The 12,284-nt window shown below is 59.8% G+C and carries 18 protein-coding genes; 13 read left to right on the top strand and 5 right to left on the bottom strand.

What is annotated here, in order from left to right:
- Positions 1 to 10 precede the first annotated feature (10 nt).
- The 4 genes from WH7805_RS06105 (at position 11) to WH7805_RS06120 (ending at position 2,540) form a co-directional block, all read left to right on the top strand.
- A complete protein-coding gene (locus WH7805_RS06105) occupies positions 11 to 751 on the top strand; it encodes a phycobilisome rod-core linker polypeptide (RefSeq protein ID WP_006042141.1) in 741 nt (246 codons plus the stop codon).
- A 292-nt stretch (positions 752 to 1,043) separates the two neighbouring features.
- Positions 1,044 to 1,580 carry a phycobiliprotein lyase gene (locus WH7805_RS06110; RefSeq protein WP_006042143.1) on the top strand — a complete coding sequence of 179 codons (537 nt, stop codon included), beginning with the start codon at positions 1,044 to 1,046 and terminating at the stop codon, positions 1,578 to 1,580.
- 15 nt (positions 1,581 to 1,595) lie between these two features.
- Complete coding sequence (locus WH7805_RS06115; protein WP_006042144.1) at positions 1,596 to 2,207, top strand: chromophore lyase CpcT/CpeT; 612 nt, start codon at positions 1,596 to 1,598, stop codon at positions 2,205 to 2,207.
- A 21-nt stretch (positions 2,208 to 2,228) separates the two neighbouring features.
- Positions 2,229 to 2,540, top strand: coding sequence for a hypothetical protein (locus WH7805_RS06120; RefSeq protein ID WP_006042145.1), 312 nt, complete (start codon positions 2,229 to 2,231; stop codon positions 2,538 to 2,540).
- Here WH7805_RS06120 and WH7805_RS06125 read toward each other — a convergent pair.
- Complete coding sequence (locus tag WH7805_RS06125; RefSeq protein WP_006042146.1) at positions 2,530 to 3,927, bottom strand: HEAT repeat domain-containing protein; 1,398 nt, start codon at positions 3,925 to 3,927, stop codon at positions 2,530 to 2,532. The two genes, WH7805_RS06120 and WH7805_RS06125, sit on opposite strands and share 11 nt — an antisense overlap.
- 41 nt (positions 3,928 to 3,968) lie before the next feature.
- On the opposite strand from WH7805_RS06125, the gene WH7805_RS06130 reads away from it, so the two are divergent.
- Complete coding sequence (locus tag WH7805_RS06130; protein WP_006042147.1) at positions 3,969 to 4,232, top strand: hypothetical protein; 264 nt, start codon at positions 3,969 to 3,971, stop codon at positions 4,230 to 4,232.
- 3 nt (positions 4,233 to 4,235) lie between these two features.
- Here WH7805_RS06130 and WH7805_RS06135 read toward each other — a convergent pair whose 3' ends face one another.
- Entirely contained in the window at positions 4,236 to 4,661 is a 426-nt protein-coding gene (locus WH7805_RS06135; protein ID WP_006042148.1) for a DUF2656 family protein, read from the bottom strand.
- Positions 4,662 to 4,738: 77 nt separating this feature from the next.
- Here WH7805_RS06135 and WH7805_RS06140 point away from each other — a divergent pair, with 77 nt between their 5' ends.
- Complete coding sequence (locus tag WH7805_RS06140; protein ID WP_006042149.1) at positions 4,739 to 5,635, top strand: HEAT repeat domain-containing protein; 897 nt, start codon at positions 4,739 to 4,741, stop codon at positions 5,633 to 5,635.
- Here the strand turns inward: WH7805_RS06140 and WH7805_RS06145 are convergent.
- The 3 genes from WH7805_RS06145 to cpeB all read right to left on the bottom strand — a co-directional run bounded on the left by WH7805_RS06145 (position 5,623) and on the right by cpeB (position 7,498).
- Positions 5,623 to 6,252 carry a HEAT repeat domain-containing protein gene (locus tag WH7805_RS06145; protein ID WP_006042150.1) on the bottom strand — a complete coding sequence of 210 codons (630 nt, stop codon included), beginning with the start codon at positions 6,250 to 6,252 and terminating at the stop codon, positions 5,623 to 5,625. The two genes, WH7805_RS06140 and WH7805_RS06145, sit on opposite strands and share 13 nt — an antisense overlap.
- A gap of 136 nt (positions 6,253 to 6,388) precedes the next feature.
- On the bottom strand, positions 6,389 to 6,883 hold the full coding sequence (gene cpeA / locus WH7805_RS06150) for a class 1 C-phycoerythrin subunit alpha (RefSeq protein ID WP_006042151.1): 495 nt from the start codon (positions 6,881 to 6,883) through the stop codon (positions 6,389 to 6,391).
- Between the two features lie 54 nt (positions 6,884 to 6,937).
- The gene (gene cpeB / locus WH7805_RS06155; protein ID WP_006042152.1) at positions 6,938 to 7,498 is read right to left on the bottom strand and encodes a class 1 C-phycoerythrin subunit beta; all 561 of its coding nucleotides are present in this window, start codon (positions 7,496 to 7,498) and stop codon (positions 6,938 to 6,940) included.
- 363 nt (positions 7,499 to 7,861) lie between these two features.
- Between cpeB and WH7805_RS06160 the strand changes: the two genes are divergently transcribed.
- The 7 genes from WH7805_RS06160 (at position 7,862) to WH7805_RS06190 (ending at position 12,268) form a co-directional block, all read left to right on the top strand.
- Complete coding sequence (locus WH7805_RS06160) at positions 7,862 to 8,077, top strand: hypothetical protein (RefSeq protein ID WP_006042154.1); 216 nt, start codon at positions 7,862 to 7,864, stop codon at positions 8,075 to 8,077.
- Between the two features lie 27 nt (positions 8,078 to 8,104).
- Positions 8,105 to 8,665: a phycobiliprotein lyase gene (locus tag WH7805_RS06165; protein ID WP_006042155.1), complete on the top strand. Its 561-nt coding sequence runs from the start codon at positions 8,105 to 8,107 to the stop codon at positions 8,663 to 8,665.
- Between the two features lie 5 nt (positions 8,666 to 8,670).
- Complete coding sequence (locus WH7805_RS06170) at positions 8,671 to 9,375, top strand: 15,16-dihydrobiliverdin:ferredoxin oxidoreductase (protein ID WP_006042156.1); 705 nt, start codon at positions 8,671 to 8,673, stop codon at positions 9,373 to 9,375.
- The gene (locus WH7805_RS06175; protein ID WP_006042157.1) at positions 9,372 to 10,145 is read left to right on the top strand and encodes a phycoerythrobilin:ferredoxin oxidoreductase; all 774 of its coding nucleotides are present in this window, start codon (positions 9,372 to 9,374) and stop codon (positions 10,143 to 10,145) included. Before WH7805_RS06170 ends, WH7805_RS06175 begins: the two co-directional genes overlap by 4 nt.
- A gap of 183 nt (positions 10,146 to 10,328) precedes the next feature.
- The gene (locus tag WH7805_RS06180) at positions 10,329 to 10,847 is read left to right on the top strand and encodes a phycocyanin subunit beta (protein ID WP_006042158.1); all 519 of its coding nucleotides are present in this window, start codon (positions 10,329 to 10,331) and stop codon (positions 10,845 to 10,847) included.
- Between the two features lie 42 nt (positions 10,848 to 10,889).
- A complete protein-coding gene (cpcA, locus tag WH7805_RS06185; protein ID WP_006042159.1) occupies positions 10,890 to 11,378 on the top strand; it encodes a phycocyanin subunit alpha in 489 nt (162 codons plus the stop codon).
- Positions 11,379 to 11,470: 92 nt separating this feature from the next.
- Positions 11,471 to 12,268 carry a HEAT repeat domain-containing protein gene (locus WH7805_RS06190; protein WP_038005141.1) on the top strand — a complete coding sequence of 266 codons (798 nt, stop codon included), beginning with the start codon at positions 11,471 to 11,473 and terminating at the stop codon, positions 12,266 to 12,268.
- The last annotated feature ends 16 nt before the right edge of the window (positions 12,269 to 12,284 follow it).

Consider the following 12,284-nt stretch of genomic DNA (forward strand, 5'->3'; position numbering starts at 1 on the left):
CCTTCGATTGATGACTGAAGCCACCGTGAACACCGCGAATTCCGACCTGCGCCAGGCTGATGCGCAGGCCGTAATCCGTGCGGCCTACCGCCAGGTGTTCGGCAACGCCCACCTGATGGATGAAGAGCGCTGCAGCTCAGCCGAAAGCCTCTACATGAATGGCGACCTCAACGTTCAGGGCCTAGTGACCGCCTTTGCCCAGTCGGACACCTACCGCCGTCTGTTCCTGGACAAGAACGGTCCCTACCGCTTCGTTGAGCTCAACTTCAAGCATCTGCTTGGTCGTGCCCCCCACAACCAAGCCGAGCTCAGTGAGCACGTTCAGCGCCTCGCCAACGAGGGTTATGAAGCTGAAATCAACAGCTACACCTACAGCGACGAATACCTCAACGCCTTCGGTGTCGACGATGTTCCGGCGATGCGCGGCAACAGCAGCCAATTGGGTCAGAGCAATGTGAGCTACACCCGCTCCGTGGCAATGGACTCCGGCTTCGCAGGCTTTGACGGCAGTAATTCCTCCATCCTGCTCTCGAGCATCGGCACCAATTCAGCCCCTGCTGCCGGTCCCAAGACCCCCGGCCCCGGCAACCGGGACAGCAAGCGTTACACCATCACCTGGACCACGGCATCCCCTGTGGGTGTGCGTCGCCGCTCGGTGCAACGCACCTCGGCTCCCTACAGCTCCCTCACCACGAGCATCCAGGCCATTCAGAAGCGTGGTGGTCGCATTCTTTCTATTGCGAACACTTAATCCTTGAGGCCTTCAGCCCCAACAGGCCCGCAATTCATTGCATGATCAAGCCCGGAAGCCAAGCTTCCGGGCTTTTTTAGTTCTGTCCGGGTCACGACGACCCACCCTCGATTGGTCCTATGCCCCTACTTCGTCAAAGCAACCCCAACGAACGGCCGGGCCAGACCAACGGGCCATCCACCGCCAGCGTGCCGATGGCGATGGCGATGATGGTGGAATCCATGGTGCACATGGTGCAAACAGCGCGCACCGATTCCAGTGCGAACACGGAAATCAAGGGCTGATTTCCTCAATGAATCTTGCGACGTTCGTCGAACGCAGCGAGGGTCAATGGCGCTCCATGCGAAGCGGCCATTCCCTCGCTTTTCAGCAATTTGAAGAGGTGCTGAGCCAGATCAGCATCCAGCGGCTCAAGCTCGACGACGAACGCGTTCAGGAGTTGATTCAAGAGCAGACGGCTGCCCTTTCAGGAGAACCCGAAGCGCCGTTCCTGATGGAGTGGAATGCCGAAAGCGACTGGGAGCCCGATGATCCGTCCGAGGTCTCGGCGGGGTCCTGCATCCTCGTTCCGGTGCCTGACAACGACACGGAAGGGCAACTGCTTCGCAGTGTGGGCTACGCCGAAGCAGAACAGGCGATCTCCCGCTATCGCTTCCTCTCGGATGGCACCTTCGTGCTCAACACCCGCTACGGGCAGTCGATCGCTGAAGAGCGGATCTGGTTTGTCTCCGAACACGTGCGCTGCCGCTCCTCCGTGCTGCGCACCTCCGAAGGATCCGGGGTGCTGCAAACCTCCTTCGCCTCCGAGGTGAGGCGGTTGTCTGTCTGAGCCTGCCTGGTACCGATGCATCCTTCCCTGCTCTTCGCCCGCACGCTCTGCGGCCACTACAGCAACCGGGAACAAGCCCAGAACGACCCGAGCAAATTCGCGCACATCAACATCTTCTTCATGCCGCTGCCCTGGGATGTGCTGAAGGGGCCTGGCTTCTATTCAGAGCAAAGTTATGACCACGATCCCTGGCGTCCCTACCGCCAGGGCGTGCACCGGCTGCGCGAAGGCGACAACGGCGTTCACGTGGTGGAGAACTTCGGCATGGCCCAACCGGAACGGGTCGCCGGTGCGCCCCAGCACCCCGCCCTGCTGGCGGCCATCCAACCCGACACGCTTCAAGCGCGCTGCGGCTGCGCAATGCACTTCCAAAGTTGTGGCGCCAATGCTTATGAAGGCCGCGTTGAGCCCGGCAAAGGATGCCTGGTTCCTCGGGATGGACGGCTGACCTATCTGGTGAGTGAAGTGCAAGTGGATGCGCACTCCTGGAGCAGCCGTGACCGAGGCTTCGATCCAGACAGCGATGACCTGGTCTGGGGGTCAGAACACGGCATGCTGCAGTTTCAACGGGTCGCGTCCTTGGCCGACGATCTGAATGAAGATTGGCTCAAGGGGCTCAACGACTGAGCCAGGCAACTTTTTAAAACCATGCCTGCAAGCCCTGCCGAAAAACAGCTGAGAACCTGGATCCGATCCCAGCATCTGATCTGTCAGGGCACCGACTTCATCTTCGAAACTGTTGATCAGGCCCAACTCGAACGCTTCGAGAGCTGCCTTGGATCGATGGGAGGCCGTGTTCGTGAAGTGAAGGCTGTGGGCAACTGGCCCATGGGTCCGAACCGTTCCTTCAAGATTCTGCGCGCCATCGCCAGTGTTCCCCGCCCCGGCGGGGAACAACTTGTTCAGTACTGGGCAAGCCGCGGGGCCAACAAAACCCGCTATTCAGAGATCAGTTCTTGACACGGGCCAAGCGGGCCGACACATACGGATGCGGATCGGCATCCGACTCAGGCGCAACGCCCAGCTGATCCATGGCCATCACGGCGGCATAGCGGCACTCCCAGAAGGAGGTGGCTTGCGGATCGAGCCAGCGGCTGAGGTGCTGTCGGCACACATCTGGAGCCAGGGCTGCCAAGCCGAGCAGTGCCGCGGGCTTGGACTTCATGAACTGGGGCCGGCGTGTGTCCACCGCCTCCAGCAACCACGTTGTGATGGTCTCCAGGGCATCGTCCGGCCAGTCGCGCACGGCGGTGAACAAGCGGATGAAGAAATAGTGGGCCCCGTAATCATTGTGAGCCTCGTCGATCCAGCGCTGCTTCAGCAACGGCCAGAGCAACAGCGCTGGCCGGGAACGAACTGTCGTCAGCCCGAGATAAGCGCGGCTGAAATCCGTGCCGAAAAATTCCTGAATCAGGAAATCGTCGGCCGGCGTGGCGTCGTAGCGATGCACCAACACCAGATCATCCGGACGATCCAGCAACAGGCGATCAACAGCTTCGACGAGGTCGAGCCCCTCGCAGGTGAGGGCCCCCTCGGGCCAGAGCGCGGTAAGCGCGCGCATGCGAAACACCGGCGAAACCGGGGCCTGGAGGATGCTGGGCAGCCACTGAACGGCCTGACAATCGATCAGATCCTGAATGGCGGAATGCCGGTCCATTTGGTTGGGCAGCGTGAGGTGGTCTTCCAGGGCTGCCACCTGATCCACCCGCCCCGTCAACCGCGCCAACGCCGAGCGTGCGGCACCGCGCACCCCAGGAACGTCGTCATCGATCAGCGCTTCAATCGCGGGCAACGCCGCCGTGACCTTCAACCCGGCCAAGCTCTGAATCAGCACACGCCTGTTCTGTGCAGGGTCCTGCAGCAAAGCAGTCATGCGTTGATGCAGGGCTGTTGATGCACTCCCGAGCTGTTCCAACGCCCAGGCGCTGTTCTCCACCAGGTAGGGGTCATCACTGTCCAAGCAGCTGCCAATGGCAGGAGCTGCCTCGTCCACCTTCAGCCGGCCCAACACTTCAACGGCTTTGCGGCGCGCCAGCTTTTTGGCTTGCTGCTCATCCGAGTCGTTCAGCAGCTCAATCAGGGCGCGTTGGGTGGGCTCACCCGGGAAGTTGATCAGGTGCGACACCGCCATGTAGTAGTCACTGGCGGAATCCAATTGGTCCAACGGCAACGTGAGAATGCGCAGAGCTTCCTCGTGGGACAAGCCCTGATGGATGTTGTCGAAGCGGCTCACGAAAACAATCCCGGCGGCAGCGCCCGCCCAAGCAGAAACAGACCACGACTCTGCAGCGCCGATGGCCGCAGTGGCGCTTGCATTAAGAAGTGTCCATGCGCTGGAAACAATCACTAAGTCAGGGCAACCTGACACAAGTCATTTCGAGCACACGAATGGGGCCTTCCTTGGCGAACTCCTTGCACGTGGCCACGGGCATCGGCGTTGATATGCCCCTGCGCAGCGCGCGGCACCAACGTGTGCCCTTCAACCTGCTCAGCCGCAACCTTCAGCTGATGCATCGTCGCGGCGTTCAGATTTTGTCGGTGCGGGCACTGGGTGCAGACACGGCAACGGCAGAGGTGCAGCCAACCCCTTCGGCAAAGGCCGCAAGCCCGGTCAAAGAAACGTCCAAGCGGAGACGCCGCACCAAAAAGTGACGCCTAGGCGCTGCGTTCAAACACGCCATCAGCTGGGCGTCCCTGTTTCAAACCCTCCCAGTTGATGGCCTTCAGGAAAGCAGAGCCATCAATGGTTTCCACCACATCCACGCCCCAACTGCCCTCTTGAAGCGGTGAACCAGGGGCGCCAGCAGTGTCCTTCCGGCCCCCAAGGGCCAGCAGGTTGTGATCCTCTGAGTGTCCGCATGCCTTGCGGAAGGACCGCCAAGTGCGAACCAGGGCATCGGCCAGATCATCGGTACTGCCCTCTGCCTCCAGCTTCACCAACCAATGGGGGTGAGCCAGCGGTTCAACGGTGCTGATCCAGTCGCCATGGGCCTGCAAACCGGCAGCCAATTCAGCAGCAGACAAGGCCGGTAAATCCTCAGACTGCACCTGCAAGTTGTGAGAAAGGACGAAGCAGGTCATGGCTCTAGCTCTGTGACGAAGAGCCTAGAGCGAGAGGACGAAGTTCGATAATTCATAGCCTCCGGTGCGCAACGGTCATGAGTGACCTTCCGTCTCTGTCCGTTAACGGGCAAAGCCAACAGCTGAACGAAGACGAAGCCAGTGAACTGGCGAAAGAACTGAAGCAGCAGTTGCGCAATGGCGAGGTGCCTGCTGCCGACGGTGAAAGCATCGAGCGGATGGTGGCCGGTCTGGGTGATCCCCGCGGCCTGATGCGTCTCACCTTTGCCGAGAGCCTTGGCGTGGTTGGCAAGGCTGCCGTGCCGTCGTTGTGTCGCGCCCTGGCTGAGCATGAAAGCGTCACGGTGCGGCGCGCAGCAGCCAAAACGCTCACCTTGATCGAAGACCCCCGGGCACTCCCCGTGCTGCAGAAGGCCCTGCTACAGGATCCGGATCCGGTGGTGCAGGGGTCCGCCGTGGGTGCCATGGCCGCCGTGGGAGAAGAAGCCATTGATGGAATGCTCGAGATTCTGATCAATCCCAGCAGCACCGCCATGCAGCTGGGACTGGCCAGTTGGGGCCTGGCTTTCGTGGGGGCCCGTGCACCGGAGGCGCTGCGCAAGGCCGCCACATCGGAGCATGCGGAAATTCGTTGTGCAGCAATTGCAGCCCTCGGCGATCAGATCCAAGCCCTGGGGGACGATGCCGCCCGAGAGCTGGTGGAAAATGCGCTCACCGATGCCGAAACCGACGTTCGCGCGGAAGCAGCAACCCTGCTGGGCAAATTGCACAGCCCCGATTGGGCCGTCCCCCGACTGGAACCCCTACTCAGCGATCCACAAGGGCAGGTCCGCAAAAATGCGGCCCTCTCCCTGATGAAATTGCAAGCAGCGGGCAGCATTGCAAGCCTGTCCCAGCAACTGGAACGGGAACAACAAGCCGACGTCAAAGCGGTGCTTCAACTCGCCATCAACCAGCTGGATCAGGACGGCTGACGCGCCTTGAGATCGCGCACACGCAGCAAAGCTGAAGTAAGTGTTTCACGCACATAGCCATCGATGCTTGGGTCGGCGAGCAGCTCTTCAAACCCTTGCTCCACAGCAGGGTCGTTGATCTCAGCCAAGGCATTCACCGCAGCAACACCCTGGGCCGGATTGTCACCGCGACTGATCTCCAGCAGCAACGAAACAGCCTGCTGCCCCACCTGACCGAGAGCCATCACGGAGGCAACAGCAACCACCGGTGAGCTGTCCTGAAGGCCATCGCGAAGCACCTGCATCGCCTCCTCGCTGAAGGGAAGCCCGGGGTAGTTGGAGGCCAACTGGGCATAGGCCTTCACACAACTGGCCCGCACGGTGCCATCAGCACTGGAGCGAAAGCAATCGGCGATGGGTTGCATGGCACGTTCCCCGAATGCACCCAGCCCCCGTACGGAAGCCCGCCGCAGCGACACATCGGGCTGGTCCAACAGAGCAATCAAACGCGGCATGGCTTCGGCTTGCCAATGCTCCGCCATCGCCGTGAAGGCCTCGGTCTGGATGTAGGGATTGGGGTGAGCCAGATCGGCGAACAACCGATCGAGGTCGGGCACGGCGTCGTGTTCAGCACCCATGTCCGCGATTCAAGCGATGAAGACGCGACCCTAAAACGCAGATCAGGGCTCGGACTTCCCAAACCCATGATCTCAACAAGACAAAAAAAAGGAGGCCCGAAGGCCCCTTTCAACGTTCGACTGAATCAGAACCTGATCAGGACAGAGCGTTGATGGCGTAGTCGAGGTAAGCCTTGAACTCGTTCAGAGCCTGGGGGCTCATGTCGCGAGGAGCGCAAGCGCGGTCGCGGGTGTAGGTCAGAGCTTCCACGTAGGGAGCGGTGGGCAGACGCAGGGTGCGGTACACCTCACGAGCGCCGGCGATGCCCCACTCGTCCAGAGGGCCGGTGCCGCCAACCACGAGGCAGTAGTTGATCAGGCGCAGGTAGTGGCCCAGATCGCGGTAGCACTTGTCCACCTTGGTCTGGTTCTCACCAGCCTCACCGGGCTGCTTGAGGTAGGGGTACTTGTTGAAGCAGGCGTCGCCAGCTTCCTTGGTGACGGCGTCCAGACCGGCAGCCAGCTTCTCAGCGGCTTCCAGACGGGCAGCGGCACGTTGGATGTTGCCCTGAACGGCTTCGAGGTCGTTCTGGGAAGGGAAGCGACCAGCTGCGTCAGCGGCGGTCACAACGGTTGTTGCAACGGATTTCATGATGAGACCCTAAGTTGAAGTGTGCTTTGAAAAAGAGAGTTATCTCTGGCTGATTCAGCTGAGGGCGCTGATCACGCGGTCGAAGTAGGAAGCAGCTTCGGCAACCAGTGCGGAGCAGTCACCCTGCACGGTTTCCATCTTGCGGAAACGGGTCTCCACAGGGTTGGTGCCGGTGGTGTTGGTCTCGTTGATGTGAGCCGTGGAGGAAGCCTTCATGATGGCCACAGCGCGAGCAGCGGACTGAAGGGGCACACCCAGAGCCACATAGGTCTCCTTGAGGCCGTTCAGGCAGCGGTCATCCAGCACAGATGCGTCGCCAGCCAGCAGGGCGTAGGAGATGTAGCGGAGAACGATCTCACCGTCACGCAGGCAAGCAGCCATGCGACGGTTGGGGTAGCAGTTGCCGCCAGCCTGGATCAGGCCGGTGTTCTCGCAGATCATGCCGGTCACAGCATCGGAAACGATGCAGGAGGCATTGGAGGTGATGGCGTTCACAGCGTCGAGGCGCTTGTTGCCTTCGGCAACGAAGCCCTTCAGGGAAGCCAGTTCACCGCCACCGATGGGAGCAGTTTTAGCGTCGGCGCTAACGACGGCGCGGGAGAATGCGTCGAGCATTTGGAAAGCAGGACATTGAGGGAAGAAAGCCATCGATTGCACCCGGATTCCGAAGAATCCGACTGCCGCGATCAAACCAAGTGGTCCAAAAGCTGATGACTGAAAGGCTTGAGCCGAAGCTCTAAGCGCTCCATGAAATTAAAAGCAGAAACGGTCGATCCCACCGAGGTGCTACACATCACGCAAAGGTTCGTCATCCAGAGACGGAACAGCCTTCAACAAGGCCAGCACAAGGGTTTCCATCTTTTACCAGCGCAAAAAACACCCATGGGAACCCGATAAAGAGCTCTTTTTTAGATTTCCTTCATCTTCATCAACGCTCCATCTGGCCGCCTACGCTCCGGCCCAAAGTTTCTGATCGCCATGGCTGATCCCTCTCTCGATGACCTGAAAGCCACCGTCGAGGAACTCTCCGCCTATAGGGATCGCTTGAAAGACGATGTGGTCGCCATGGGGCAGAAACTGAAGCTGCCCCAGAAGCGCATTGAACTCACACTCAGCGAACATCCCGAGCTGCAGCGCCTCGAGGCCGTGTTGGCACAGCTGGACGAACAGATCCGCAGCGGGAGCGACGCTTAAGAAACGATGCATACCAAGCCCTGCACAATGACCGACTTTCTGAGTGCCAGTGCTGGCACTTGGATGATTCGCCGCGTGGTGCATCACATGGATCACCAAGACGATGAGGCGGGTGACTCCAACCTGACAGTGGCGCCATTTGGCACGGAGGATGACTGCGTGGCATCGATCTGTGCGGCCCTGGGTGTCGACAAGCACCAGGCCTGCGGAGGAGCGCGCTTCTGGTGGGAGAGCAACCTCAAGGAAAGCGAGCGCAGTGAAGACCGCGCCGCCGCTCTCGTCGACGTGGCCGACCGTCAGGATCCTCGGCAGGGATTTCTGCTTCGAGACAAGGGCTACGTCGAGAAGCAAGCCGTCGTCAGCCGCTATCGCTTTGATAACGACGGCGTTCTAACGATCACGACCCGATATGACACGAGTGTTGGCATCGAGCGCTGTTGGTTTGTGACCGATCAGCTCCGCATGCGCGTGAGCTCCGTGCAATGCATGGACGGCGTCACCATGACGACTTACTGCACTGAGCGTCGATGCCCTACCGCAGATGACATCTTGTCTCATGCCCGCCAGACAGCCCTTCGCGAGGCTTGAGATCCATGTTCGATCCATTTCTCGACGCCTTGCAACAGGGCATCCAAGACCGGGGAGGCACGCTGTTGCCTCTGGATCAAGACCTGGCAGTCCAGCATTCAGAACGCAATCAAAGCTCGATTCGAAGCTGGCTCTGGAACGTTCCAGACTTCCGCCGCTGGCGGGTGACCAGGCTGGATGCAGGCGATTCGCTTCAGGTTCTCAACTCGGTGGCCTATCCCGAACACACACTGGACCACCCGATTCTGGGTATCGATTTGTTGTGGTTTGGTGCTCGCCAGAAACTGGTGGCGGTCCTCGACTTTCAACCCCTGGTCCAGGCTCCCGACTACATGGACCGGCATTTCAGCGGTCTGAAAGCTCTCCATCAACGCTTCCCTGATCTGAGTGGGGAGGAGACGATGCGGTCCTTCGACCCTCATCAGTATTTCTCCCCCTGGCTTCTGTTCTGCAGAGGAGGTGCCGATCAAGCGACCCGATCGTTGCCCTCCGCTTTCGACTCGTTCCTTGATTGCTTCTGGCGCATGCACGATGCATCGGCATCCGCGCCTTCCCTGCTACCACCCGAGCAGGTGGCGGACCTCCAGGTTGCTTACGACCGCTACAGCGCTGAACGCGATCCTGCCCATGGATTGTTCACCAGTCACTTCGGCAAGGCCTGGTCAGATCGCTTTCTCCATGAATTTCTCTTCCCATCGGCTCAACGATGATGCAACGTTCCAACAGCCTTGATCCCATCAGCCTGGATGGCTGGCGCTGGGAGCCTTTCCTGATGGAAGCAGTGTCCGGCTTGAAATCCCTGAATCCGAAGCCCTATCCCGTCGAGCCCGTATTCCTCGATCAGCGCGATTCTGTCGGATCCGCCTCACGCCCCGTCCAAGCGCACACGCAGGTCTGGGCTTGTTCAACCGACAAGTGCCGTCAGATCCGTGCCGCCTGTGTAGAAGCCGGATCCGCAGCCTCGGTGCTGAATCTCGTGATCAACCCCAGAACCAGCTACGACCTGCCGTTCTTCGGCGCCGACCTGGTCACCCTTCCCAATGGCCACCTCATCGCCCTCGATCTTCAACCGGCTCTGAAAACAGACCGTCTCCACACAGAAGCGGTCTGGGAGCAGTTGACCCCGATCTTTCAACGCTGGCGTGATCGTCTGCCGGGAGGAGGGCCGATCCCGGAAGAGGCGGAGCCGTTCTTCTCTCCCTGCTTTCTCTGGACGCGTCTTCCACTCGGGCCCGAAGGAGATGCCCTCATCAAGGATGTGGTGTTTCCTGCCTATCTCGACTATCTAACGCTGTATCTGGACCTGATGAAGAACGCTGATCCAGTGTCCAACGAACGGGAATCAAGGCTGCTGGATGGGCAAAGGCGGTACACCACCTACCGAGCAGAAAAAGATCCCGCTCGGGGCATGCTTGGTCGTTTCCATGGAAAGGAATGGACCGAACGGTTGATCCACGAGGTGCTTTTCGATCTGCACTGACCGCAGCGAGCGCGCCCTTCGATTAATTGATCGACAGGGGATTAAACATTATGAACAGCCTTCGGGACTGCCCAAACCCTTTGGCGAGAATCTCTAGCGACGGGATGGGCACTGCTTCCCAGCCGTCCCCATTCAGGTCTGAAGACTTCCTACCCTCCAGACAAAGTTTCAAGGAGCTAACCCATGTTCGACGCCTTCACCAAGGTTGTCGCCCAGGCCGATGCCCGGGGCCAGTTCATCAGCCCCAGCGAAATCGATGCCCTCGCGGCAATGGTTTCTGACAGCAACAAGCGCCTGGACGCTGTCAACCGCATCACCTGCAATTCCTCCACGATCGTCGCCAACGCGGCCCGTGCACTTTTCGCTCAGCAGCCCGCTCTGATCGCCCCTGGCGGCAACGCCTACACAAGCCGTCGCATGGCTGCTTGCCTGCGCGACATGGAGATCATCCTCCGCTATGTGACCTACGCGATCTTCAGTGGCGATGCTTCCGTGATGGAAGACCGCTGCCTCAACGGTCTGCGCGAGACCTATCTGGCACTCGGCACCCCTGGAGCCTCTGTGGCTGCTGGCGTGAACCTGATGAAAGACGCCGCAATCGAGATCGCCAACGACAGAAACGGCATTACGCAAGGCGACTGCACAGCTCTGATGAGCGAAATCGGCACTTACTTCGACCGCGCTGCCGCTGCTGTTGCCTGATCAGGCTCGGTTCAGACCGTCACAATCATCTTCCTCGGATCCATGAAAACTCCCCTCACCGAAGCTGTATCCGCAGCAGATTCCCAAGGACGTTTCCTCAGCAATACGGAAATCCAGGGTGCTTTCGGGCGCTTCAACCGTGCGAGTGCCTCCCTGCAGGCTGCCAAGGCCCTGACCGCCAAGGCTGACACCCTGGTGAACGGTGCTGCACAAGCCGTTTACACCAAGTTCCCCTACACCACCCAGATGCAGGGACCGAACTATTCGGCAACGCCTGAAGGCAAAGCCAAGTGCTCCCGGGACATCGGCTACTACCTGCGTATGGTCACCTACTGCCTCGTGGCAGGTGGCACCGGTCCCATGGACGACTACCTGCTGGCCGGTCTCGACGAGATCAACCGCACCTTCGAGCTCTCCCCTTCCTGGTACGTGGAAGCTCTCAACTACATCAAGGCCAATCATGGCCTGAGTGGTGATGCAGCTGGTGAAGCCAACAACTACATCAACTACGCCATCAACGCTCTCGTTTGAGCCCCGATCGGCGTCAGACCGACCACTCGCTCCTTGCTCATCTCTCCATCCTGATTTCAGGATGGAGATTTTTTTTGCTTCTCCAGGCCCCCATGACCTCAAGCTCACAAAGGGATTCGTCGCCGGTGGATGGCGAACCCATCAATGAGTCAGAGGCCATCCGACGCATGGCCGACCGCAACGATCCATCAGGTCGTTACTACGCAGCTTGGTGGCTTGGACGCCAACGCAGCCGACACCCAAGAACAGTGCCCTTACTTCTGGAAGCCTTGCAAGAGCGTTGCACTCCTGGGAATTCAGAGGCAACGATCACACCGATCGCCATCGCTCGTAATGCTGTTCGGGCCATGGCCAAACTCGGAGACGATGCCCAACCCTGCATCAATGAATTGCTCGCAACCCTCGAATCAGGTGACACCGGTCTTGTTGAGTGCACCGCTCGGACGCTCGGTGAACTGAGAGTTGAGGCCGCACTGCCGGGATTAAGACGTCTGCTGGCGTCTCAGAGCCCAACCACCCCTTACGAGGCGGTGCTGGAAGCCATCGGCATGCTCGGTAGTCAAGACCCCTCGGTTTGCGCCGAGCTGAAACCGTTCACCACCCACGACAAAATCTTGGTTCGTTGTGCAGCGAACCGGGCCTTGCTCCAGATCACACGGGAACCGATCTGGGCTGACGCCTTGCTCGAACTGCTCCAAAACAAGTCGATCGGTGTGAGACGAGCCAGTCTTCTTGATCTCGCAGCAGCAGGCTGGCGTCCCGCTGCTGAATCCATCGCCAACGCACGCGTCGAAGCCAATTTGAAGCTGGTTGCCTTGCGGGAACTCACTGAGCAATGTCCGCCGGGTGAAGATCGAACCTTCTTGGAGGCCATGGATGACTTGCTCTGACCCAGCCCATGCATGG

Source organism: Synechococcus sp. WH 7805, assembly GCF_000153285.1.
Lineage (GTDB): Bacteria > Cyanobacteriota > Cyanobacteriia > PCC-6307 > Cyanobiaceae > Synechococcus_C.

What these genes read in the sequence shown, in the direction of transcription:
- WH7805_RS06170 (WP_006042156.1), top strand. Translation starts at nt 8,671, where the DNA reads ATGTTCGATCCATTTCTCGACGCCTTGCAACAGGGCATCCAAGACCGG.
- WH7805_RS06160 (WP_006042154.1), top strand. Translation starts at nt 7,862, where the DNA reads ATGGCTGATCCCTCTCTCGATGACCTGAAAGCCACCGTCGAGGAACTC.
- WH7805_RS06175 (WP_006042157.1), top strand. Translation starts at nt 9,372, where the DNA reads ATGATGCAACGTTCCAACAGCCTTGATCCCATCAGCCTGGATGGCTGG.
- cpeB (WP_006042152.1), bottom strand. Translation starts at nt 7,498, where the DNA reads ATGCTCGACGCATTCTCCCGCGCCGTCGTTAGCGCCGACGCTAAAACT.
- WH7805_RS06180 (WP_006042158.1), top strand. Translation starts at nt 10,329, where the DNA reads ATGTTCGACGCCTTCACCAAGGTTGTCGCCCAGGCCGATGCCCGGGGC.
- WH7805_RS06135 (WP_006042148.1), bottom strand. Translation starts at nt 4,661, where the DNA reads ATGACCTGCTTCGTCCTTTCTCACAACTTGCAGGTGCAGTCTGAGGAT.
- WH7805_RS06120 (WP_006042145.1), top strand. Translation starts at nt 2,229, where the DNA reads ATGCCTGCAAGCCCTGCCGAAAAACAGCTGAGAACCTGGATCCGATCC.
- cpeA (WP_006042151.1), bottom strand. Translation starts at nt 6,883, where the DNA reads ATGAAATCCGTTGCAACAACCGTTGTGACCGCCGCTGACGCAGCTGGT.
- WH7805_RS06110 (WP_006042143.1), top strand. Translation starts at nt 1,044, where the DNA reads ATGAATCTTGCGACGTTCGTCGAACGCAGCGAGGGTCAATGGCGCTCC.
- WH7805_RS06145 (WP_006042150.1), bottom strand. Translation starts at nt 6,252, where the DNA reads ATGGGTGCTGAACACGACGCCGTGCCCGACCTCGATCGGTTGTTCGCC.
- WH7805_RS06130 (WP_006042147.1), top strand. Translation starts at nt 3,969, where the DNA reads ATGGGGCCTTCCTTGGCGAACTCCTTGCACGTGGCCACGGGCATCGGC.
- WH7805_RS06105 (WP_006042141.1), top strand. Translation starts at nt 11, where the DNA reads ATGACTGAAGCCACCGTGAACACCGCGAATTCCGACCTGCGCCAGGCT.
- WH7805_RS06115 (WP_006042144.1), top strand. Translation starts at nt 1,596, where the DNA reads ATGCATCCTTCCCTGCTCTTCGCCCGCACGCTCTGCGGCCACTACAGC.
- WH7805_RS06140 (WP_006042149.1), top strand. Translation starts at nt 4,739, where the DNA reads ATGAGTGACCTTCCGTCTCTGTCCGTTAACGGGCAAAGCCAACAGCTG.
- WH7805_RS06165 (WP_006042155.1), top strand. Translation starts at nt 8,105, where the DNA reads ATGACCGACTTTCTGAGTGCCAGTGCTGGCACTTGGATGATTCGCCGC.
- WH7805_RS06190 (WP_038005141.1), top strand. Translation starts at nt 11,471, where the DNA reads ATGACCTCAAGCTCACAAAGGGATTCGTCGCCGGTGGATGGCGAACCC.
- cpcA (WP_006042159.1), top strand. Translation starts at nt 10,890, where the DNA reads ATGAAAACTCCCCTCACCGAAGCTGTATCCGCAGCAGATTCCCAAGGA.